This is a genomic window from Winogradskyella psychrotolerans (assembly GCF_018860565.1).
GTDB lineage: Bacteria > Bacteroidota > Bacteroidia > Flavobacteriales > Flavobacteriaceae > Winogradskyella > Winogradskyella damuponensis.
Genome location: NZ_JAHKPS010000004.1, coordinates 24,359 through 45,951, shown reverse-complemented (window position 1 = coordinate 45,951; position 21,593 = coordinate 24,359). Strand labels below are relative to the sequence as shown.

Below are 21,593 nucleotides of genomic sequence, written 5' to 3'. Positions count from 1 at the left end.
AAAATGCAGTCTAGAATAAATATAACGGAAAAAAGCTTTAAAGTAGAAATACCTAAATTTTTATAAAAGGTTAATTTTCGCTTATTATTGGTTTCACTCACATAATACCATGCAAAAATCGTAAGAAATAATTTGGTTACTAAGGCTGGTGCTATAATAGGATTGAAAAATCCGATAATAGCATTCGCAATAAAAGACCAAACCACAAACGGTCTGTAAAATGCAAGTATAGCTAGGAATCGATACATACTTGATAGATAACGTATGTTTTAGGTGTTTTATTTTTTTTAAGTTAAAATGTCCTGATATCCAACGTTTCAAAATCCATAATTTATCGTATTTTTGAAATCCAATTTTGAAGAGAGATGTTAGAGAAAATACAGATAATAAAACAACGTTTTGATGAGGTAAATGATCTTATCATTCAACCAGATATTATATCAGATCAGCAACGTTACACGAAGCTGATGAAAGAATACAAGGATTTAAAATTAATTGTAGACAAAGGTGAGGTTTACAAAGAGGCCTTAGATAATATCTCTGAAGCTGAAGAAATTATTGCAGATGGTTCTGATGCTGAAATGGTAGATATGGCTAAAATGCAACTTGAAGAATCAAAAGAAACCATTGATAAACTTGAAGAGGAGATTCGTTTTATGTTGATTCCTAAAGATCCTGATGATGCTAAAAACGTTGTTGTTGAGGTACGTGCAGGTACAGGTGGTGACGAAGCGAGTATTTTTGCAGGTGATTTATACCGAATGTACTCTAAATATTGTAGTGATAAGGGCTGGAGAGTCGATGTGGTAAGTCAGAGTGACGGAACATCTGGTGGTTTTAAAGAAATTATTTTTGAAGTTTCTGGAGAAGATGTGTACGGAACTTTAAAGTTTGAAGCTGGTGTACACCGTGTGCAACGTGTACCACAAACAGAAACTCAAGGTCGTGTGCATACAAGTGCGGCAACCGTTATGGTATTGCCAGAAGCGGAAGAGTTTGATTATGAATTAGACATGACGGAAGTACGTATAGAGCGTACCACATCAACAGGTCCTGGTGGTCAGTCAGTAAATACAACGTATTCGGCTATTAAGTTACATCACGAACCAACAGGTATGATTGTAAGTTGTCAAGATCAGAAATCATCTCATAAAAACTTAGAAAAAGCCTTAAAAGTATTACGTTCGCGTTTATACGATTTAGAATTAGCAAAACAACAAGCTGCCGATTCTGAAAAACGTAAAAGTATGGTGAGTTCTGGAGATAGGTCTGCTAAGATTAGAACCTACAATTATCCTCAAGGACGAGTAACAGATCATAGAATAGGATTAACCCTTTATGATTTATCAAATATCATTAATGGTGATATTCAAAAAATAATAGACGAATTAATGTTAGCTGAAAACACTGAGTTGTTAAAGGCGAACGATGATGTAATTTAAATTGAAGCCTCTTTTTGAGGCTTTTTTTATACTATGACCACACAACAGCTTATAGACCAAATTAAAAAAAAGCAATCCTTTCTCTGCATAGGTTTAGATGTCGATTTAAATAAAATGCCAAAGCATTTATTAAAAGAAGAGGATCCTATCTTCGCTTTCAATAAAGCAATTATAGAGGCAACCCACCATCTTTGCGTAGCTTATAAACCAAACACAGCATTTTACGAAGCATACGGTATAAAAGGATGGCAAGCATTAGAAAAAACCATCAATTATCTTAACAAAAATCATCCAGAAATTTACACCATTGCAGATGCAAAACGAGGTGATATAGGTAATACAAGCACCATGTATGCTAAAGCTTTTTTAGAAGACTTAGGGTTTGATAGTGTTACGGTTGCACCTTATATGGGAAAAGATTCAGTTGAACCTTTTTTAGCTTTTAAAGATAAGCACACCATACTTTTAGCCTTAACTTCTAATCAAGGTGCTTTTGATTTTCAAACAAAATCAGTCGATGGAGTAGAGTTGTATAAACAGGTTTTAGAAACGTCTAAATCTTGGAAAAATGCTAAAAACTTAATGTATGTGGTTGGTGCCACTAAAGCTGAGTTTTTAGCAGATATTAGAAAAATTATTCCTGAGAGCTTTTTATTGGTGCCTGGTGTTGGTGCTCAAGGTGGAAACCTTCAAGAGGTTTGTAAGTATGGTATGAATAAATCGATTGGCTTATTAATTAACTCATCTCGAGGCATTATTTATGCATCTCAAGATGGAGATTTTGCAGAAGCTGCAGCTCAAAAAGCTGAAGAATTACAGTTGCAGATGTCAGAAATTCTGAGTTTATAATCTCAATCACAGTCTTCAGTGTGTTTTAGCATGTAAACTGAGATTAGAAAGTGAAATTAAATGAAAGATCAACTTAAACGAGAAATTCAACTCAAAAAAACACCCAAACGAATCATCTCGTTAGTGCCCTCGCAAACCGAATTATTGGTAGATTTAGGTTTGGAAGCTTCAATTGTAGGTGTGACTAAGTTCTGTGTGCATCCAAAGCACCTTAGAATATCTAAAGCTGTTGTTGGTGGTACAAAACAAATTAGTCTTGAAAAGATAAAAGCGCTTCGTCCAGATATTATTCTTTGCAATAAAGAAGAAAATACAAAGGATATTATTGAAAGCCTAGAAGCTATTGCGCCTATTCACGTCAGCGATATTTATAATTTAGAAGATTGTTTTGAGCTCATTACCATGTATGGGGAGATTTTTAATATTAAAAGGACCACGTCAACTTTAGTAGCCAATATTCAATTAAAACGCGAAGCATTTCAACTTCAATATCAACATATAGATAAGTTAAAAGTGGCTTATTTTATTTGGAAAAAACCGTGGATGGTTGCTGCATCAGACAATTTTATAGATGCTATGATTACGGAAGCTGGATTTATTAATAGTTATAGCAATGAAAAACGCTATCCTGAAATCGATTTAAATGATCCAAAATTAAAAGAAGCCGATCTGATTTTTCTTTCTAGTGAACCTTTTCCGTTTAAAGAAGCGCACGTTGTGGAGTTGCAATCAAAATTCCCAGAAAAAACGATAAAAGTTGTAGATGGAGAGTTGTTCTCTTGGTATGGTAGTCGTTTACTAAAGTCTTATAGCTATTTTCAAACACTTCATTAATAAACATAAAAAAAGTCGATACCTAACTAAATATCGACTTCTGACTAACTAACTGCTTTAAAACTTAACTAACTTAATCTTTTTTGCACTGCAAAGATGTTGATATTCTTTAGTTTGAATGTTATGTTAATATTAGGATATGATTAAATGTGAAATACTATAACATAGAAAAGTCGGTATTTAATTAAATACCGACTTTTAATTCATAATTTCAATTAAAATTATTACTATCTCAATCTTTTGCATTACAAAGATGTTGATATATTATAAGTTAAATGTTATGCTAATATTAGGATATAATTAAATGTAGTTTAATTACTTAAGGTTTTTAATTAATTAGCGTGCAATTTCGCGTCTCCAACAACAAATTTAAGCTTGTTAAGTTTATTGAGAACTTTTGTGGCTTTGTATTCTGAAAAGTCACTTAATGCGTGGTCTGTTTGTCTTAAATTATAAGCATCTTCAATAAGCTGCTTATATTTATGATTTAGCCTTTTCCTTTTATTTAGAAGTTTATCAATATGGGCCACAACGAAAAAAAATATTAGTTAGTCGTTGAAAGTTAGTGATTTATCTTTTAAAAATACAGAAAATTGTAGCAAAAAATAATGACTTTAACGTTTTAGTCTTGTAAAGCAAATACTTTTTTCAATAAATCCGTTCCTCGAGAAGAGACTTTAGTTCTAATTTCTTTTTCTTCAACAGCAATCATTGTATAAACACCTTTTAGAGCTTCGCCAGTAACATAATCCGTTAAATCCGGGTTTACATCACTAGTTAATGGAAGGCTATTGTATTTAGTAATTAGATTAGACCAGATTTTATCTGCTCCAACTTTACTAAATGAATTATTAATTACAGGTTGAAATTTGCTATAAAGTTCGGTCTGCGTTTTTGATGTTAAATATGATGTTGCTGCATTATCTTCTCCTAAAAGAATATTTTTAGCATCATCAAAAGTGATATCTTTTACGGCATTTACAAAAATTGGAGTAGCTTCCGATACAGCATCTTCAGCAGCTCTGTTTAAAACTTTTAAGCCTTCATCAGCTAAACTGCTTAATCCTATTTTACGAAGTGCACTGTCTACTTTCTGTAGTTCTTCTGGTAAAACTATTTTTACTAATTCATTTTTAAAGAATCCATCTTCAGCGGTTAATTTGCTTACTTGTTTCTCAATACCTGCGTCTAGCGCTTCTCTTAATCCTGCTGCGATATCAGCGTTGCCTATAACATCACTTGTACCTTGTGGTAAAGAATCAACAACCTGTTGTAACTCGGCGCAAGCTGTTAAATTGAAAATAATTAGTAGGGCAAAAATTCTTTTAATCATGATTGTAGTTTTAATTGTTGGTAAAGATAATTCTTATAGGTAAAAATGCTTTAAATTTTAAAGCTAAATTGTTCTTAATTTATAGACACTTGTTAATATGAATAGTCACTTTAATTTTTGTTTTAATGTATGTGTTTTAATGTTTAAGAGAATATAATTGTCTTATTGTTATATACCATAACCTTTCTTTTTGTGTGAAGCTTAATAGCATTAGATAAAACGATTTTTTCTAAATCTCTACCTTTGGCAATTAAATCTTTTATAGAATGCGTGTGGGACACATGCGCCACATCTTGCTCTATAATAGGTCCTGCATCGAGTTCTTCTGTAATATAGTGACTGGTTGCGCCTATAATTTTTACTCCGCGTTTATAAGCTGAATGATAAGGTTTGGCACCAACAAATGCAGGTAAAAAGGAATGATGAATATTAATTATTTTATTAGGATAATTATCAATTAAAGTTTTAGATACAATTTGCATATAACGCGCTAAAACAATAAAATCAATAGCGTGCGATTTCAATAGCTCTAATTGTTTTTGTTCGGCTTCATCTTTTGTAGATGCAGTTATCGGAACATGATAAAACGGAATATTAAAACTGTCTGCTATAGGTTTTAAATCGAGATGATTACTTAGGATAAATGGAATTTCAAGAAACAATTCTCCAGAATTATAACGTCCTAAAATATCGTATAAACAATGATCGTACTTAGAAACAAACAAGGCCATTTTAGGTTTTCTTTCAGCAGCAAAAATTTTCCATTCCAGTTGAAATTTCTGAGCTAAGGTTGTACTAAAAAGTTGTTTGAAGTTTTCTAGAGCAAATGTGTTAGATGCAAATTCACATTCCAAACGCATAAAGAAGATATTTTGTTCTCTATCAACATGTTGATCTATATAAACGATGTTTCCATCATTGGTAGCTATAAAATTAGTTACAGATGCAATAATGTTGGGTTGGTCTTCACAATGAATAAGTAATGTGATTTTTTGCATAAAATTGATCTTTAATGAATTGTTAAAATTAATTAAAATTCCGCGTGAACCTGACTTTCTTTAAGTTTTAGATAATTGATGATTATTGCTTTAGATTTTTGAATATTCCTTAAATTTGCCACTCAAATAAGCAAGATTTTTAAGAATGGAACAAGTTGCACCTTATAAACCAAAATATAAAGTACGTATAGTAACAGCCGCATCTCTTTTTGATGGACACGATGCTGCTATAAATATAATGCGTCGTATTATTCAATCTACAGGAGTGGAAGTCATTCACCTTGGTCACGATAGAAGTGTAGAGGAAGTTGTGAATACGGCGATTCAAGAAGATGCAAATGCGATTGCATTGACCTCTTACCAAGGTGGTCATAACGAGTATTTTAAATATATGTATGATTTGCTCAATGAAAAAGGAGCTGGTCATATCAAAATCTTTGGAGGTGGAGGTGGAGTTATTCTCCCTGAAGAAATTAAAGAATTAATGGATTATGGAATTACCAGAATCTATTCTCCAGATGATGGAAGAGCACTTGGTTTACAAGGCATGATTAATGATTTGGTACAACAATCCGATTTTGCTATTGGAGATACACTAAGTAACGAGGTAGATATTCTTCCTACTAAAAACCCAAAAGCAATTGCTAGAGTTATTTCTTCAGCAGAAAATTTCCCTGAAGTTGCAAAAGCGACATTAGACAAAATTCATATTAAAAATAAAACGTCTAAAACACCAGTTTTAGGTATCACAGGAACAGGTGGAGCTGGTAAATCCAGTTTAGTCGATGAGCTAGTGCGTCGTTTTTTAATCGATTTTCCAGAAAAAACCATTGGTTTAGTCTCAGTGGATCCTTCTAAGCGTAAAACAGGAGGAGCACTTTTAGGGGATCGTATTCGTATGAATGCGATTAACAACTCAAGAGTGTATATGCGTAGTTTAGCAACACGTCAGTCTAACCTAGCCTTATCAAAATACGTAAACGAAGCTATTGAAGTTTTAAAAGCTGCAGAATACGATTTAATCATATTAGAAACGTCTGGTATTGGTCAGTCTGATACTGAGATTATGGAACATTCAGACGTGGCATTATACGTTATGACACCAGAATTTGGTGCAGCGACACAACTTGAAAAAATCGATATGTTAGATTTTGCAGATTTGGTAGCTATTAATAAGTTTGATAAACGTGGTTCTTTAGATGCGTTGCGTGACGTGAAAAAGCAATACATGCGTAACAATAATCTTTGGGATGTGCATCAAGACGATTTGCCTGTTTATGGTACTATAGCTTCACAATTCAACGATCCAGGAATGAATACGCTTTATAAAGCCATTATGGATAAATTGGTTGAAAGGGCAGACTCAGAATTAAAATCGACTTTCAAAATTTCTAAGGAAATGAGTGAGAAAATTTTTGTGATTCCACCATCAAGAACACGCTATTTATCTGAAATTGCTGAGAATAATCGCGCGTACGATAAAACAGCAGATACGCAAGTTGAAGTCGCACAACGTTTATACGGTATTTATAAAACATTAGAATCTGTTTTAGAAGTAACACCAAAATTAGACAAAGCAGGAATTGCTTCAGAATCTATCTCGGAGAATGCTGGTAATGAAGATTTTGTAAAACTTTTAGTTAGCGAATTCGACCGTGTAAAATTAAACTTAGATCCTTACAATTGGGAAGTCATTACAGGTTGGGATGAGAAAGTAAACAAATACAAAAATCCAATTTATAGCTTTAAGGTAAGAGATAAAGAAATAAAAATAGAAACACATTCTGAGTCGTTATCGCACTTACAAATTCCACGAGTTGCTTTACCAAAGTATCAAGCTTGGGGAGATTTATTACGTTGGACATTGCAAGAAAACGTACCAGGTGAATTTCCATATACTTCAGGATTATATCCTTTTAAACGTACAGGCGAAGATCCAGCGCGTATGTTTGCAGGAGAAGGAGGGCCAGAACGTACTAACAGACGTTTTCACTATGTAAGTGCAGGCTTACCAGCCAAACGTTTATCTACTGCTTTTGATAGTGTAACGCTTTACGGAAACGATCCCGATTTAAGACCGGATATTTACGGAAAAATTGGTAATGCAGGAGTTAGTATTTGTTGTTTAGATGATGCTAAAAAACTGTATTCTGGTTTTGATTTGGCAAATGTTATGACATCGGTAAGTATGACGATAAATGGTCCTGCGCCAATGTTATTAGGTTTCTTTATGAATGCTGCCATTGACCAACAATGTGAATTGTATATTAAAGAAAATGGACTGGAAAAAGAAGTAGAGACTAAAATAGCGAAGCTTTATAAAGGTAAAGAACGTCCATCTTATAATGGAGAGTTACCAGAAGGGAATAATGGTTTAGGCTTAATGTTATTAGGTGTCACTGGTGATCAAGTATTGCCAGCAGACGTATATGCAGAAATTAAAAAGAATACCATTGCTCAGGTTAGAGGAACGGTTCAGGCAGATATTTTAAAAGAAGATCAAGCACAAAATACGTGTATTTTCTCTACAGAATTTGCACTGCGTTTAATGGGAGATGTTCAAGAGTATTTTATAGAGAATAACGTTCGTAACTTCTATTCGGTATCAATTTCTGGATATCATATTGCAGAAGCAGGAGCCAACCCAATTACGCAATTAGCGTTGACTTTATCTAATGGTTTCACTTACGTGGAATATTATTTAAGTCGTGGTATGGACATTAATAAGTTTGGTCCAAACCTATCATTCTTTTTCTCAAACGGAATAGATCCAGAATATGCTGTAATTGGTCGTGTTGCCAGAAAAATATGGGCAAAAGCCATGAAGCACAAATACGGCGCCAATGCAAGAGCACAAATGTTAAAGTATCATATTCAAACCTCTGGGCGTAGTTTACATGCACAAGAAATTGACTTTAATGATATTCGTACAACGCTTCAAGCATTATACGCTATTTATGATAACTGTAACTCATTACACACTAACGCGTATGATGAGGCTATTACAACACCAACTGAAGAATCGGTTAGACGTGCGATGGCAATTCAATTAATTATCAATAAAGAATTAGGATTAAATAAAAACGAAAATCCAATCCAAGGCTCTTTCATAATTGAAGAATTAACGGATTTAGTAGAAGAAGCTGTGCTTTTAGAATTTGATAGAATTACAGAAAGAGGAGGTGTTCTTGGTGCCATGGAAACGATGTACCAACGTAGCAAAATACAAGAAGAAAGCTTGTATTACGAAACCTTAAAACACAACGGGAAATTCCCAATTATTGGAGTAAATACGTTCTTAAGTAGTAAGGGGTCTCCAACAGTTGTGCCTGCGGAAGTCATTAGAGCAACGGAAGAAGAAAAGCAGTTTCAGATTAAAACCTTAGCAAATCTTCATGCAGCAAACGATACAAAAGCATTGCTGAAAGACTTACAACAACGTGCCATAAACAACGAAAATATATTTGAAGCTTTAATGGAAGTTTGTAAAGTGTGTAGTTTAGGTGAAATTACGTCAGCATTATTTGAGGTTGGTGGTCAGTATCGTAGAAATATGTAACTACTTTTCTTTTTTTTAGAAAAGTGTGTGAATCGTTTACCCGAAACTTGATTTGGAATCTCAACAAATAAATTTAAAAAAGCGTTTCAATTGAAGCGCTTTTTTTATAAAATAGAAAAACCATGTCTATTAAGCACACCTTTAAAGCAAACGTAAATTGGACAGTTAACCAAGGCGAAAGTACACAGAACCCAAGAGCATTCAGTCGAAATCACGAGGTGTTAATAGACAATAAGGCAACCTCATTACACGTATCCGCAGCGAAACCCTTTAGAGGAGATGATACATTATATAATCCAGAAGACTTATTATTGTCTGCTTTAATATCGTGTCATATGATGTCTTATTTATACGTTTGTGCTCAAAATAATATAGAAGTCTTAAGTTATACAGATAATGCCGAAGGTGATTTAGAAGTGAATGCTTCGGGAAGCGGAAGTTTTAAAACCGTACGATTAAAACCTGTAGTAACGATAAAGGATGTTAATCAAAAAGAATTGGCATTGAGTTTACATAAAGAAGCCAACAGCTTATGCTTTATAGCCAATTCTTGTAATTTTCCAATTACTCATGATGCATTGGTATTGGTGAAATGATTTAATATCAATAAATATTATCATCTTTTTTGCATCTTTTTTGGGATTATCTCGTCTATTATATGAATATAAAAAACAGATATCATGAAAAATAAAGATTGTACTTGCAACTGTGAGGGTTGCTCAAAAGGAAATTGTCAAAACTGTACATGCGATAATTGTACATGTACAAATTGCAATTGTTAAATTAGTGTTAGTTCGGATGCAAAGTTTTGTGTCCGAACTAATTTTAATTACTTTAGAATATGACTACGAAAGCTGTTTGGGGTATTTATGCAGAAGATATAAGACACTTTATTTTAAGTAAGGTTAAGAATCCTGTGGTTACAGAAGATATTCTTCAGGAGACCTTTATTAAAGTTCATACGAAATTGCATACTTTAAAAGATGAAGACAAGCTAAAACCATGGTTGTTTTCAATTGCTAGATATACTATTTTAGATTATTTCAGAGCGCGTAAAAAAGAACTTGCTGTAGATGATTTAGAAGTAGCATCAGAACCAGAAACTCATCAACATTCAGAGCAAGACTGCCTTAGAGGTATTATAAAAAGCTTGCCTAAAAAATATAGAGATCCTTTGTTTTTATCCGATATTAAAGGTTTAAAACAACAAGAGATTGCCAATCAGTTACACTTATCATTACCTACGGTGAAATCTCAAATTCAACGTGCAAGAAAACAGATTGCACAAGGTTTTATGGATTGCTGTGGTTTTAAAATGAACGAAGACGGCCATTTAGTTGGAGAAATACAAGACAAAGCCGACTGTAAAGTCTGTCATTAGTGGTATCTTTGCAGCCATTAGTAAATCTTTAATTTACTATTAAAAATTGCATACATGTCTTTCAAAAAATTACATCCTTTATTAAAAGCGTCTTTAGAAAACGCTGGTTATGAAACTTCAAATCCGCTTCAGAAAAAAGTATTACCCATTTTAAAAGGGGGATCAGATGCTTATGTCATTGCACCCAAAGGAAGTGGTAAAAGTACGGCACTCATAATTACTGCTATTCATAAATTAAAAGCAGCTGCTTTTGAGGATTCTCCGCGTGCAATTATTGTTGCAAAAGACAAAGCTGATGTTCTAAAATTAATGGAGGAGTATGAAAGATTTACCAAAAACACAGATTTAAGAATTTATGCACTTTATGATGAATACGATATTGAAAAGCAGAAAACAGAAGTGTATTATGGGCAAGATATTGTAATCGCAACTCCGTCTCGTCTGAGTAAACTTTATTTTTTAAATGGAATTCATTTAGGAGAAGTTCAGCTATTTGCTATTGAAGATGCCGATTATTTAGGTCGAAATAATGCTTATAATCATATTTTACGATTATCAGAGAGTCTTAATAAATGTCAGTTTGTAATTATTGCAGATGATATGAATTCTAGAATAAAGAACTACCAAAATGCTTTTATGAGTAATGCGCACCTAATAAAAAGCAAATAATATAAACGATGAATTAATTCCGAGAGGACATGAACAGAGCTGCGTTATGGCGCATTACAAGGTCATCATCCAATGACGCTTTAGTTTTCTAAACTTTTTTAATTCACCTCTAAGAATAGGTAAATAATCCCTTCCATTACTATTTGATTTTTCTAACCGCCTACAATTACTATATAACCGAGTGGTTAGGCGATCTAAACTTTCTAAATGTTTACTTTTTTTATGAGAACAACGTTCTTGTTCTGCATTAATAATTTGAGGGGCCAGATTAGTAGATTGCTGTATAATATCTCCTGTAAAATAAATATGTTCATCCTCTGAACCATCAGCATTCAAATATGATAAATCTTGATTGAGGTAGGTTGAAATACTTCGTGAAAGTACAATAATGTCCATAGCCTTTTGGTAAACAGGCAATTCGGAAAAATGCGATGGTAGGTGGTAACTCATAATTTTAATAGCAATACACACGAATTTAAGCACTAAAAATGAAATTGAACTTTAATATTTAAAGTCGTTTTGTATATTTACTTTAATATTGATGTTATTTTACCTTAGTTTCTTTAAATGAATATAGATAATTTAAATTGGAAGATTTTAAAGTGCCTGCAAGAAAATGCACGTATGTCTAATGCCGAAATAGGAAGACGTGTAGGTATTAGTTCGCCTGCGGTTTCTGAGCGTATAAAAAAAATGGAGGATGCCGAAATTATTCAAGGTTATACCACTTTTGTGTCTCCTTTTGAAGCGGGTTATCAACTCAAAGCTTTAATTACATTACGTGCATTTATGGGAATGCTAAAACCGTTTTTGGTTAAGGTTAAAACTTATGATGAGGTTGTGAATTGCTACCGAATTACAGGAAATGAAAACATTGTAATGGAAGTTGTTCTAAAAAATCAAAAACACTTAGAAGCTTTTATAGATCAGCTTATAACATACGGAGAAACAAAGACTCAAATTGTGCTGTCTCATGTTATAAAATACAGTGAAATAAAACCTGTAAAATAAAAATCTAAATTTATCTGTTTTTATCTATATGTTTAGTAATCCGTTTCGCGTGTATTCTAGAGTTTTCAATAAACCATTTATGGGTTTCTTTTCCTCCGCAAATCACTCCAGCTAAATAAAGTCCCTTTACATTAGACTCCATGGTTTCTGGATTGTAATTTGGAATGGATTTGCCATCTTTTGAAAAATCAATTCCAGCGTTTTCTAAAAATTCAAAGTTAGGTCTGTAGCCTGTTAATGCAATAACGTAATCGTTAGCTATTGTTTTTTCACCTTCAGGAGTATTTATAATAATTTCGGAAGGTTTTATGCTTTTAATTTCAGAATTAAAATAGGCTTTAATACTTCCTTCTTCAATACGGTTTAAAATATCTGGTTTTACCCAATATTTTACGCGTTCTCCAATGCCATCACCTCTAACAACCATGGTAACGTTTCCGCCTTTTCTATAAATTTCTAAAGCGGCATCTACAGATGAGTTACTGGCGCCCACAACGGCAATGTTTTGTAGCGAAAAAGGGTGTGCTTCTTTGTAATAATGAAACACTTTTGGTAAATCTTCACCTTCTACATTTAAGAGGTTAGGGATGTCATAAAAACCAGTCGCTATAATAACATTTTTAGCATTGTATAATGATTTGTTAGATTGAATAGTAAAACCGTTTGGTGTTTTGTTGAGTTCTGTTACCTTTTCATAAAGATGAATCTTTAATACGTTAGAAGTACTAACACGTCTGTAATATTCTAAAGCTTCGTTTCGTGTTGGTTTAGGATTGTTACTGATAAAAGGAATGTTGTCAATTTCCAATTTTTCAGACGTTGAAAAAAAGGTCATGTTTAACGGATAATTAAATAATGAGTTGGTTAAAGCACCTTTCTCAAGTACAACATAATTTAAGTTTCGCCTTTTACATTCTAAAGCACAGGCAATTCCTATTGGGCCTGCTCCAATAATTAAAACGTCTAAATCTAATTCTTTCATAAGTGTTTAAAATTACATTTAAAGTAGATAATTATAAAATGTATACTATTAAATATCTCATAAAACTAAAATGAAATTCTATATGTTGTATTTTTGAAGTTTAAATTAATTTGAAATGAAGAATTTGGTATTGTTTTTTTTGGTCATCTTTACGTTTGGTTGTTCTGAAAGTAAAAAAAGGATTGTTGACGAAACGCCATTTCAGAAAAAAATGAATGCAGAGTTTAAGGATGCTTCAAAATCTCCCTTAAAAGCAAAAGATTTAAAAACATTTGAAGGTTTAGACTTTTTTAAATTTGATTCTACGTTTGTTGTAAAAGCGGTATTAAAACGTACACCAGATAGTGAGTGGTTTAATATGAAAACAACAGATGATAGACTTTCTAAGGAGCGTATTTATGGTGTTGTAATGTTTGAAATAAAAGGACAATCATTTCAATTAAACGTGTATCAAGGTGAAGAATTAATGCAGACGGAAGGTTTTGAAGATTATTTGTTTTTACCCTTTTTAGATCAGACCAATGGAGATTCAACTTATGGAGGTGGACGTTATTTAGATTTAAAAATACCTGATGGAGATACTTTAGAAATTGATTTTAACAAAGCCTACAATCCAGCTTGTGTGTACAATGAAAAATTTTCTTGTCCAATAGTGCCAAGAGTTAATTATGTTGATATAGAAATTAAAGCAGGAGTTAAGGATTTTGTAAAATAATTACAGAATTTTAGTTTGGTTAAAATAGTTTCTCAACCAAATAATTCTCAAAAACAAGGCCTTTATAATTCTTCTTTTGCTTTTTGATTACGTCGTAATATTTGTTGTCAAAAAAAGGTAAAGCCGTTTTGCTTACATCAGATTTAATAACTTCAAAATCATTCATCATAACCTGCGATTCTACAATTCGTAATAATTTTGACCCAATACCTTGACGTTGAAAATCTTTATGAACAAAAAGGCCATCTAAATAATTGCCATTTTTTAAATAGGCAAATCCTACAATGTTGTTTTCTGTTTCAGCAACAATAAAATAGAGTGTATTAATGCGTTCTTCCCATCGTTCAATATCCTCAGCACCAGAAGCCCAAGTAGCAATCTGTTTTTCTGAATAATCTTTTGCATTAACATTAATAATAGTATCTCTAAAAATTGATCTAATTTCTAGACTGTCTTTTATTTGTGCTTGTCTAACCTGTATCATTTATATTCTAAAAATGCCACCAAAAGCAATGATGCGTTGAAAAAATAAAAAGTGCTGTTCTGCTCTATCTGCAGAATCATTTGTGGTTCTTATATCATTCATGTCTATATAACCACCTTTTGCCTCTAATTGAACAAAAAAGTGTTTATAGAAAGTAAAATTTAATCCAACATTAGCAGATAAACCATAGCCAGATACATGAAACTCATCGTACCTCTCTTTTTGTAAAAGTGTAGTATTGGTTTTAGGATAAAGCACACCTGCACCCAATCCCTCTGTGATATTTATTTGAAAGGTATCCGTATTTTTAATTCCGAAGATTGAGGATATATCATCGTATCTAGCAAATTCTGTATAGACATAATTAAGCCCGTTTGTGTGTTCAAATTTTAATAAATCTGAAGATACAAATAAGGTTTCGTTATCGTAAACCCCATTGTAGGTGCTTCCTAATTCATCTTCAGGTAAATTGATATAACCATCTGCAGTTCTGTATTTGTCTCGGTTCATTACGTATTTCATGTGGTCTACTCCAAATGAAACCATATAATGATTAGAAATAAAATACCCGAGCTTAAAATTAGTTTGCGGAATAGTTATCCGTGTTGGATTTATATAATCTACATGCCAGCCTTTAGGTTTGTCTTTAGCTGTGGCATCTTTAATTGTAAAGTCGTAATCCTTTCCCTTAAACCTTATATCGGACTTTGAATATGAATCTCTATTTCCGGCCCAACTTATAAAGAATTTACCTTTATTAGAAGACGTGTATTTTGGACTTTCTTGTGTTTGTGCACCTAAGGTTGAATAAAAAAGAGTAACCCCAATAATTAAGGCTCTATTAAAGTTAATTGTCATAAGCTTGGAGTAAAAAAGAGATAGTCACAATCAAATACGATTGCTTACAAAATATGTCTAGAAAATGAAATTAAAATGAATTGATAGTTTTTCTAATGGCGACCAAATTAGTTAGTAAACCTTCTAGATTATCTAAATGTAACATATTTGCTCCATCACTTTTGGCGTTTGCAGGATCAAAATGGGTTTCAATAAATAGTCCATCTACATTATTTACAACGCCAGCTCTAGCAATTGTTTCAATCATATCTGGTCGTCCACCTGTAACACCAATACTTTGATTAGGTTGTTGTAATGAGTGTGTAACGTCTAAAACTGTTGGTGCATATTGGCGCATGGTTGGAATACCTCTAAAATCTACGATCATATCTTGGTAGCCAAACATTGTTCCTCTATCTGTAATCCATGCGTTTTCGTTTCCCGCATCTTTTACTTTTTGTACAGCGTGTTTCATGGCTTCAGGACTCATAAATTGTCCTTTCTTTAAATTAACTACTTTTCCTGTTTTAGCTGCCGCAACAACCAAATCGGTTTGTCGCACCAAAAATGCAGGAATTTGTAATACATCTACATATGCTGCTGCCATTGCCGCATCAGATGCTTCATGAATATCTGTCACTGTTGGAACATCAAAAGTTTCAGAAACTTTTCTTAGTATTTTTAAAGCTTTTTCATTCCCAATTCCTGTAAAACTATCAATTCTACTTCGATTCGCTTTTTTAAAACTACCTTTAAAAACGTAAGGAATTTCCAGTTTGTCTGTAATTTTTATGACTTTTTCTGCAATACGAAGTGCCATATCTTCGCCTTCAATAGCACAAGGGCCACAAAGTAGAAAGAAATTATTGGATTGCGTGTGTTTTAATTTTGGGATTGTTATCAAAGCTTTAAACTTAAAATTAAGGTGCAAAGATACGATTATGAATGTTTAGTTGGGACCAAGATTTTTAGTTATTTGTGTTTTGAGTATAAAATTCAGGGCTTTTTTTAATATTTAAAATGCTTTTTTTATACTATTTCGTATCATCCAAAGCGACATTACAAAATTACCAACAACTAAAACACCACCATAGAAAAGTAGTTTTCTTGCTGTATCTGTCCAATGAATAATATTGAGTAAGTTAAAAAGATAAGCGAGTATTAGGTAAGACGATAAGCAAACAAAAACAATTCCTAATGAGAAGTTTAGCTTCCTATTAGGTGTAATGAGTTGCCATAAAAAAGGAATTCCAAATAATAAAATAGGATAAGCAGAAATACCTTCCGTTTTATTTATAGTAGTAAACCAATAGGTAATTACCGATAAAAAATAGAGGTAAGGGATAAACTTGGTGAATTTATTAATGGTTTGCATTTGTTAATAATTAAAGGTTTAAATGGGGTTTAAAACTACAGTTATAAACGCCTAATTAACGATTGGTTTTTTCAGATAGGCTTTGTATTGTAAATCAATTATTTAACTAAAGATATGAACTCAAATTGCTTGATAATTAAAATATAACATTTAATTAACGAAAAAAGCAGAATTAACCGTACATTTGCACGCTTAAAAATCAGCATCAGTTATGGCTAAGATTAAAAATATTGCAATTATTGCGCACGTCGATCACGGTAAAACCACATTGGTAGATAAGATTATGTACCACTGTCAATTGTTTCGTGAGAACGAAAACACAGGGGACTTAATTCTTGATAACAACGATTTAGAACGTGAAAGAGGGATTACAATTACCTCTAAAAACGTTTCCGTTATATATAAGGACACTAAAATCAATGTTATTGATACACCTGGTCACGCCGATTTTGGCGGAGAAGTAGAGCGTGTATTAAATATGGCTGATGGTGTTTTACTTTTAGTAGATGCTTTTGAAGGGCCAATGCCTCAAACGCGTTTTGTACTACAAAAAGCAATTGACTTAGGTTTAAAGCCTTGTGTGGTTGTAAATAAAGTAGATAAAGAAAACTGTACACCAGATGAGGTACATGAGAAAGTTTTTGACTTAATGTTTGAACTTGGTGCAGAAGAATGGCAGTTAGATTTCCCTACAGTGTATGGTTCTGCAAAGAACAACTGGATGAGTGATGACTGGAAAAATGAAACTGAAAATATTGAGCCTTTATTAGATATGGTTATTGAGCATATCCCTGAGCCAAAATTTGATGAAGGCACTACACAGATGTTAATTACATCTTTAGATTTCTCTTCTTTTACAGGTAGAATTGCTATTGGTCGTTTAACAAGAGGTGGTTTAAAAGTAGGCCAGCAGATTTCTTTAGTAAAAAGAGACGGTTCTATTGTAAAAAGTAAGATTAAAGAACTACATACATTTGAAGGTGTAGGACGTTTAAAAGTAGACGAAGTACAAACGGGAGATATTTGTGCTATTGTAGGTTTAGAAGGTTTTGAAATTGGTGATACTGTTGCCGATTTTGAAAATCCTGAAGGTTTAAAAACCATTGCTATTGATGAGCCAACAATGAGCATGTTATTTACTATTAACGATTCGCCTTTTTTTGGTAAAGACGGAAAATTTGTAACATCTCGTCATATTAAAGACCGTTTAACTAAAGAGTTAGAAAAGAATTTAGCATTACGTGTTGAAGAAACAGATAGTGCAGATAAATTTATGGTTTTTGGCCGTGGTGTATTACACTTGTCTGTTTTAATTGAGACAATGCGTCGTGAAGGTTATGAACTTCAAATTGGACAGCCGCAAGTAATCATCAAGGAAATTGATGGAGTTAAATGTGAGCCTTTTGAAGAAATGACTATTGATTTGCCAGAAAATGTTTCAGGTAAAGCTATTGAAATGGTTACGATGCGTAAAGGTGAAATGATAAGTATGGAAGCTAAAGGCGACCGTATGGTATGTCAATTTATAGTCCCTTCTCGTGGTATTATTGGTTTACGTAATCAATTATTAACTGCAACAGCAGGAGAGGCTATTATGGCACACCGTTTTACAGATTACAAACCGTTAAAAGGTGGAATTCCAGAACGTCAAAATGGGTCGTTAGTTTCTATGGAAAACGGACAAGCTATTCCTTATTCTATTGATAAATTACAAGATAGAGGTAAGTTTTTTGTAGATCCAGGTGAAGATATTTACGAAGGTCAGGTTATTGGTGAAAACTCTCGTGGAGATGATATGACAGTTAACGTTACTAAAACTAAAAAGTTGAGTAACGTACGTTCTTCTGGAGCAGATGATAAAGCTAAGATTGTACCAGCTATTAAGTTTTCATTAGAAGAAGCTTTAGAATATATTCAGAAAGATGAGTATGTAGAAGTAACGCCTAACCACTTAAGAATACGTAAAATCTATTTAAAAGAAGTAGATCGTAAGCGTAATAAGAATATGTAATTACAAATTAATTGATAGATTTATAAAAGAGAAATACTGAAAAGTGTTTCTCTTTTTTTATTTTCTCGTATTTTTAAATTTGAAATAATTCAACATATAAATGAAATTTATAGATCGGTTTTTAAGAGATTGGCGCATAAAAATGACAACGCCTCATGTAAGAGCTAATGACAGCATCTTGGATATTGGTTGTTACGATAACACATTATTTGAAAAGTTAAAAACGAAACCAATTTCATTTAGTATTGGTATAGATCCATTATTAACGGAAACAATTCAAAAAGAAAATTACACGCTAATTCCAGGGAAGTTCCCAAATGATTTACCAAAAAATCAGACCTTTGATGGAATTACGATGCTTGCCGTTTTAGAACACATTCCTACAGAAGAACAAGTTCAACTCAAAAATAATTGTTACAATTATTTAAACCCAAAAGGACGAATAATTATAACTGTTCCCTCCCCATTTGTAGATCATATTCTTTGGGTTTTAACCAAATTGAGATTAATTGATGGTATGTCTTTAGAAGAACATTATGGTTTTAAGATTGAAGATATGCCGTTGATATTTAATTCAGAACAATTCAAACTTATAAAACATAAACGATTTCAACTAGGACTGAATAATTTATTTGTTTTTGAAAAATTAGAATAAGTTTACTTCTTAAGCCCTAAAATACTAAAAAATAAGCTAAACAATATAGTTTGAATCCCAAGTTGTAAAGTTGTTATAGCAGGAATTATAATTCGCAATGTGGTACTAGTATCTAATTCTCTAAAATGAATTTCCTTCCAAGAAGCTATACCTTTAAAGCTTAAAAACACTCCGATAAGTAAAAGTAATATCCCAACAATTAAACCTTTTTCGAGATTAATAAATTTGAAGAGTTTGTTATAACGATTAGATTTAGGTAGTAATTCATTCTCAACCGCAAATATCTTTGTTAAGCCATAGAAAATGATAAATTGAAAACCAACTAATAAAAATGCAGTGGTATATAGTAAGGTGTGTACATCTAAAGTGAAGTTTTCAAATTTAATTGGGTTTATAATAAGAATAACTGACATTACAATTCCAACGAATGCCAATAGGATTCCAGGATATAGAAAAAGCCAATTTGGAGCATAAAGCATTAAAAAACGTAAATGTCTCCAGCCATCGCTCCACGTATTTAGATGTGGAGGTCTAGTTCTGCCATCCTTATGTAATTTGGTTGGCACTTCTGCAATCGATAAGTTATTTAGCTTAGATTTTACAACCATTTCTGACGCAAACTCCATACCTGAAGTTTTTAAATTCATAATGTTATAAGCTTTCTTAGAGAAACCTCTTAACCCACAATGAAAATCACCAATCTTAATTTTGAAAAATAAACGTCCAATAAAAGATAATACAGGGTTGCCCAAATATTTATGTAAAAACGGCATCGCATCTTTTTCTATACCACCTTTAAACCGGTTTCCCATTACTAAATCCTTGCCTTTTCTTAGCTCTGTTAGATATGGCAGAAGGTTAGAGAAATCGTAACTATCATCAGCATCTCCCATAATAACATATGAACCTTTTGCAGCATCAATTCCAGACTTTAGCGCACTTCCATAACCTTTTTGTTCTACATGGACCACGTTTGCATTAAATGATGTAGCAATTGCAATAGAGCCATCAGTACTTCCATTATCTGCAATTATAATTTCTCCGTTAACGTTATTCTCGTTAAGAAATAATTGTGCTTTTGTTATGCAAATAGTAAGCGTTTCTGCTTCGTTTAGGCACGGCATTACTATAGAAAGTTCAATTTTACTGTTCACGTTTTAATAATTTGATTGTACTAATAAACAACAAAAATAACAAAGCATAATTGTAAAATAGATAGCGTTGTATAGAATGACTTGCGAAAGCTATAAAAAGTGCATTTGATAAAATTAATGACGATAATAAAAATAGAATAGCATAACTCCTTTTATAATAGAAAGTTGTTTTTATCAAACTAAAAAAGAACATAATTACCACGAAGAAAAAGAGTAGTGGAGTATAAAAGCCATGAGTAATATTAGTATAAAACAACTGTAACCATTTTCCAAAATTCGTTCTAATTAAGGTAAATGTGTAAACTTTGCAAGCTGCTTCAGTTTCAAAATAGGGATAAGAAGCTGCTTGATTAAAACTCCATTCTTTTGGTTGTTCTTTTTTCAAATAGTATTCAACACCTTGTTTTCTAACAGTTTGGTTGCATATTTTAGGTAGGTTGTTATGGAAAAATAAGTAGTCTTGTTTTGGGGTTTCGTTTGCTTTTAGGAGTAAATCCTTTTTAATTAAAGTATCAAAGCTAATTTTTAGTATTTCTCTATAATCTTTGTCTTCGATAAGCAAATAATCTGTACTATCAGAAAGATAAATTGGAGCTGTTGAGGCACTCGTATAACCCAATGGTGTAGGTTTGAAAAAACCATCTTTTAATTTATGATAACTACGCTCTGTTAAGCTTGCAATCAACACCACACCACACATAACTAAAATGGTTAATAAATGCTTTCTTTTGAAAATATATTTTCTATGTATTAAAAAATAGACTCCTGCGAAAATTAAAGTAGAAATTATAAATTGACTTCTCATAAAAACTAATCCAAGAAATACAATGATATAATATTTAATATATTCTTGTTTGTTATTAAAAAGTATATCTACACCAATGGCAATGAATATAAGATATAGTCCATAACCAAGACCTTCCGAGCACAAATTATTAGCAATAAGTAATGGTGGGAAAAATGGAAATAATAATATTGCTATTATGAAGAATTTATAGAGATTGTTTAAATTAAATAGTGAAGTTGCTTTTTTATAAAAAAAATGAACACCAAATAAGCTAAATATGGCATGAATAGTTACAACTACTACATCAAAATGTAAACCGAAAAGGAAACTAAAACTTTTTAAAAAAATTACATAGCCCAATTGACGGTAGGGCATAGCTTTTAAATAGCTGTATGTGTCGTGAGAATAAATTGGATCTGAAAAGATACAAAAGAGGAAGACACCGCAATAAAGAATCAATAAAAAACGGGTTTCTTTAGTTAAATACTTGTTCTTCTGATATTCCATTTATTAATTA

22 protein-coding genes are annotated in these 21,593 nt (G+C 32.3%); 11 read left to right on the top strand and 11 right to left on the bottom strand.

Going from position 1 to position 21,593, the window contains the following annotated elements; genetic code table 11:
• Positions 1–365 precede the first annotated feature (365 nt).
• The 3 genes from prfA to KO504_RS01380 are packed head-to-tail and all read left to right on the top strand — an operon-like array spanning position 366 to position 3,125.
• Positions 366–1,442: a peptide chain release factor 1 gene (gene prfA / locus KO504_RS01390; RefSeq protein ID WP_215924547.1), complete on the top strand. Its 1,077-nt coding sequence runs from the start codon at positions 366–368 to the stop codon at positions 1,440–1,442.
• A gap of 33 nt (positions 1,443–1,475) precedes the next feature.
• Positions 1,476–2,291, top strand: a complete 816-nt coding sequence (pyrF, locus tag KO504_RS01385) for an orotidine-5'-phosphate decarboxylase (RefSeq protein WP_215924546.1) — start codon at positions 1,476–1,478, stop codon at positions 2,289–2,291.
• A gap of 60 nt (positions 2,292–2,351) precedes the next feature.
• On the top strand, positions 2,352–3,125 hold the full coding sequence (locus KO504_RS01380) for an ABC transporter substrate-binding protein (RefSeq protein ID WP_215924545.1): 774 nt from the start codon (positions 2,352–2,354) through the stop codon (positions 3,123–3,125).
• Positions 3,126–3,457: 332 nt separating this feature from the next.
• On the opposite strand, the gene KO504_RS17300 is transcribed toward KO504_RS01380, so the two are convergent.
• From KO504_RS17300 to purU, 3 genes are all read right to left on the bottom strand, one after another.
• Positions 3,458–3,655: a Lacal_2735 family protein gene (locus KO504_RS17300; protein ID WP_215924544.1), complete on the bottom strand. Its 198-nt coding sequence runs from the start codon at positions 3,653–3,655 to the stop codon at positions 3,458–3,460.
• A gap of 92 nt (positions 3,656–3,747) precedes the next feature.
• Positions 3,748–4,458, bottom strand: a complete 711-nt coding sequence (locus tag KO504_RS01370) for a DUF4197 domain-containing protein (protein ID WP_215924543.1) — start codon at positions 4,456–4,458, stop codon at positions 3,748–3,750.
• A gap of 143 nt (positions 4,459–4,601) precedes the next feature.
• Complete coding sequence (gene purU, locus KO504_RS01365; protein WP_215924542.1) at positions 4,602–5,456, bottom strand: formyltetrahydrofolate deformylase; 855 nt, start codon at positions 5,454–5,456, stop codon at positions 4,602–4,604.
• Positions 5,457–5,601: 145 nt separating this feature from the next.
• On the opposite strand from purU, the gene KO504_RS01360 reads away from it, so the two are divergent.
• The 4 genes from KO504_RS01360 (at position 5,602) to KO504_RS01345 (ending at position 11,065) form a co-directional block, all read left to right on the top strand.
• Positions 5,602–9,015: a methylmalonyl-CoA mutase family protein gene (locus KO504_RS01360; RefSeq protein WP_215924541.1), complete on the top strand. Its 3,414-nt coding sequence runs from the start codon at positions 5,602–5,604 to the stop codon at positions 9,013–9,015.
• A 122-nt stretch (positions 9,016–9,137) separates the two neighbouring features.
• On the top strand, positions 9,138–9,611 hold the full coding sequence (locus KO504_RS01355; RefSeq protein WP_215924540.1) for an OsmC family protein: 474 nt from the start codon (positions 9,138–9,140) through the stop codon (positions 9,609–9,611).
• 245 nt (positions 9,612–9,856) lie between these two features.
• Entirely contained in the window at positions 9,857–10,396 is a 540-nt protein-coding gene (locus KO504_RS01350; RefSeq protein WP_215924539.1) for a sigma-70 family RNA polymerase sigma factor, read from the top strand.
• Between the two features lie 54 nt (positions 10,397–10,450).
• Positions 10,451–11,065 (top strand): DEAD/DEAH box helicase, encoded by a 615-nt coding sequence (locus tag KO504_RS01345; RefSeq protein ID WP_215924538.1) that lies wholly within the window; start codon positions 10,451–10,453, stop codon positions 11,063–11,065.
• Between the two features lie 54 nt (positions 11,066–11,119).
• On the opposite strand, the gene KO504_RS01340 is transcribed toward KO504_RS01345, so the two are convergent.
• The gene (locus tag KO504_RS01340) at positions 11,120–11,515 is read right to left on the bottom strand and encodes a hypothetical protein (protein WP_215924537.1); all 396 of its coding nucleotides are present in this window, start codon (positions 11,513–11,515) and stop codon (positions 11,120–11,122) included.
• Positions 11,516–11,632: 117 nt separating this feature from the next.
• On the opposite strand from KO504_RS01340, the gene KO504_RS01335 reads away from it, so the two are divergent.
• Positions 11,633–12,076 (top strand): Lrp/AsnC family transcriptional regulator, encoded by a 444-nt coding sequence (locus KO504_RS01335; protein WP_215924536.1) that lies wholly within the window; start codon positions 11,633–11,635, stop codon positions 12,074–12,076.
• 10 nt (positions 12,077–12,086) lie between these two features.
• On the opposite strand, the gene KO504_RS01330 is transcribed toward KO504_RS01335, so the two are convergent.
• Positions 12,087–13,058 carry a YpdA family putative bacillithiol disulfide reductase gene (locus KO504_RS01330; protein WP_215924535.1) on the bottom strand — a complete coding sequence of 324 codons (972 nt, stop codon included), beginning with the start codon at positions 13,056–13,058 and terminating at the stop codon, positions 12,087–12,089.
• 115 nt (positions 13,059–13,173) lie between these two features.
• Here KO504_RS01330 and KO504_RS01325 point away from each other — a divergent pair, with 115 nt between their 5' ends.
• Positions 13,174–13,773: a DUF1684 domain-containing protein gene (locus tag KO504_RS01325; protein WP_215924534.1), complete on the top strand. Its 600-nt coding sequence runs from the start codon at positions 13,174–13,176 to the stop codon at positions 13,771–13,773.
• A gap of 19 nt (positions 13,774–13,792) precedes the next feature.
• On the opposite strand, the gene KO504_RS01320 is transcribed toward KO504_RS01325, so the two are convergent.
• From KO504_RS01320 to KO504_RS01305, 4 genes are all read right to left on the bottom strand, one after another.
• A complete protein-coding gene (locus KO504_RS01320; RefSeq protein WP_215924533.1) occupies positions 13,793–14,257 on the bottom strand; it encodes a GNAT family N-acetyltransferase in 465 nt (154 codons plus the stop codon).
• A complete protein-coding gene (locus KO504_RS01315; RefSeq protein WP_215924532.1) occupies positions 14,258–15,115 on the bottom strand; it encodes a hypothetical protein in 858 nt (285 codons plus the stop codon). It abuts the gene before it with no gap.
• Positions 15,116–15,185: 70 nt separating this feature from the next.
• Complete coding sequence (gene kdsA, locus KO504_RS01310) at positions 15,186–15,989, bottom strand: 3-deoxy-8-phosphooctulonate synthase (RefSeq protein WP_215924592.1); 804 nt, start codon at positions 15,987–15,989, stop codon at positions 15,186–15,188.
• 120 nt (positions 15,990–16,109) lie between these two features.
• Positions 16,110–16,469 carry a hypothetical protein gene (locus KO504_RS01305; RefSeq protein ID WP_215924531.1) on the bottom strand — a complete coding sequence of 120 codons (360 nt, stop codon included), beginning with the start codon at positions 16,467–16,469 and terminating at the stop codon, positions 16,110–16,112.
• 211 nt (positions 16,470–16,680) lie between these two features.
• Between KO504_RS01305 and typA the strand changes: the two genes are divergently transcribed.
• The gene (gene typA, locus KO504_RS01300) at positions 16,681–18,480 is read left to right on the top strand and encodes a translational GTPase TypA (RefSeq protein ID WP_215924530.1); all 1,800 of its coding nucleotides are present in this window, start codon (positions 16,681–16,683) and stop codon (positions 18,478–18,480) included.
• Positions 18,481–18,580: 100 nt separating this feature from the next.
• A complete protein-coding gene (locus KO504_RS01295; RefSeq protein ID WP_215924529.1) occupies positions 18,581–19,135 on the top strand; it encodes a class I SAM-dependent methyltransferase in 555 nt (184 codons plus the stop codon).
• A gap of 2 nt (positions 19,136–19,137) precedes the next feature.
• Here the strand turns inward: KO504_RS01295 and KO504_RS01290 are convergent, their stop codons facing one another.
• Complete coding sequence (locus tag KO504_RS01290) at positions 19,138–20,289, bottom strand: glycosyltransferase family 2 protein (RefSeq protein WP_354667373.1); 1,152 nt, start codon at positions 20,287–20,289, stop codon at positions 19,138–19,140.
• Complete coding sequence (locus KO504_RS01285; RefSeq protein WP_215924528.1) at positions 20,279–21,451, bottom strand: hypothetical protein; 1,173 nt, start codon at positions 21,449–21,451, stop codon at positions 20,279–20,281. Before KO504_RS01285 ends, KO504_RS01290 begins: the two co-directional genes overlap by 11 nt.
• Between the last annotated feature and the right edge of the window lie 142 nt (positions 21,452–21,593).

Coding starts and splice junctions, on each gene's coding strand:
- prfA (WP_215924547.1), top strand. CDS start 366: ATGTTAGAGAAAATACAGATAATAAAACAACGTTTTGATGAGGTAAAT.
- pyrF (WP_215924546.1), top strand. CDS start 1,476: ATGACCACACAACAGCTTATAGACCAAATTAAAAAAAAGCAATCCTTT.
- KO504_RS01380 (WP_215924545.1), top strand. CDS start 2,352: ATGAAAGATCAACTTAAACGAGAAATTCAACTCAAAAAAACACCCAAA.
- KO504_RS01370 (WP_215924543.1), bottom strand. CDS start 4,458: ATGATTAAAAGAATTTTTGCCCTACTAATTATTTTCAATTTAACAGCT.
- purU (WP_215924542.1), bottom strand. CDS start 5,456: ATGCAAAAAATCACATTACTTATTCATTGTGAAGACCAACCCAACATT.
- KO504_RS01360 (WP_215924541.1), top strand. CDS start 5,602: ATGGAACAAGTTGCACCTTATAAACCAAAATATAAAGTACGTATAGTA.
- KO504_RS01355 (WP_215924540.1), top strand. CDS start 9,138: ATGTCTATTAAGCACACCTTTAAAGCAAACGTAAATTGGACAGTTAAC.
- KO504_RS01350 (WP_215924539.1), top strand. CDS start 9,857: ATGACTACGAAAGCTGTTTGGGGTATTTATGCAGAAGATATAAGACAC.
- KO504_RS01345 (WP_215924538.1), top strand. CDS start 10,451: ATGTCTTTCAAAAAATTACATCCTTTATTAAAAGCGTCTTTAGAAAAC.
- KO504_RS01340 (WP_215924537.1), bottom strand. CDS start 11,515: ATGAGTTACCACCTACCATCGCATTTTTCCGAATTGCCTGTTTACCAA.
- KO504_RS01335 (WP_215924536.1), top strand. CDS start 11,633: ATGAATATAGATAATTTAAATTGGAAGATTTTAAAGTGCCTGCAAGAA.
- KO504_RS01330 (WP_215924535.1), bottom strand. CDS start 13,058: ATGAAAGAATTAGATTTAGACGTTTTAATTATTGGAGCAGGCCCAATA.
- KO504_RS01325 (WP_215924534.1), top strand. CDS start 13,174: ATGAAGAATTTGGTATTGTTTTTTTTGGTCATCTTTACGTTTGGTTGT.
- KO504_RS01320 (WP_215924533.1), bottom strand. CDS start 14,257: ATGATACAGGTTAGACAAGCACAAATAAAAGACAGTCTAGAAATTAGA.
- KO504_RS01315 (WP_215924532.1), bottom strand. CDS start 15,115: ATGACAATTAACTTTAATAGAGCCTTAATTATTGGGGTTACTCTTTTT.
- KO504_RS01305 (WP_215924531.1), bottom strand. CDS start 16,469: ATGCAAACCATTAATAAATTCACCAAGTTTATCCCTTACCTCTATTTT.
- typA (WP_215924530.1), top strand. CDS start 16,681: ATGGCTAAGATTAAAAATATTGCAATTATTGCGCACGTCGATCACGGT.
- KO504_RS01295 (WP_215924529.1), top strand. CDS start 18,581: ATGAAATTTATAGATCGGTTTTTAAGAGATTGGCGCATAAAAATGACA.
- KO504_RS01285 (WP_215924528.1), bottom strand. CDS start 21,451: ATGCCCTACCGTCAATTGGGCTATGTAATTTTTTTAAAAAGTTTTAGT.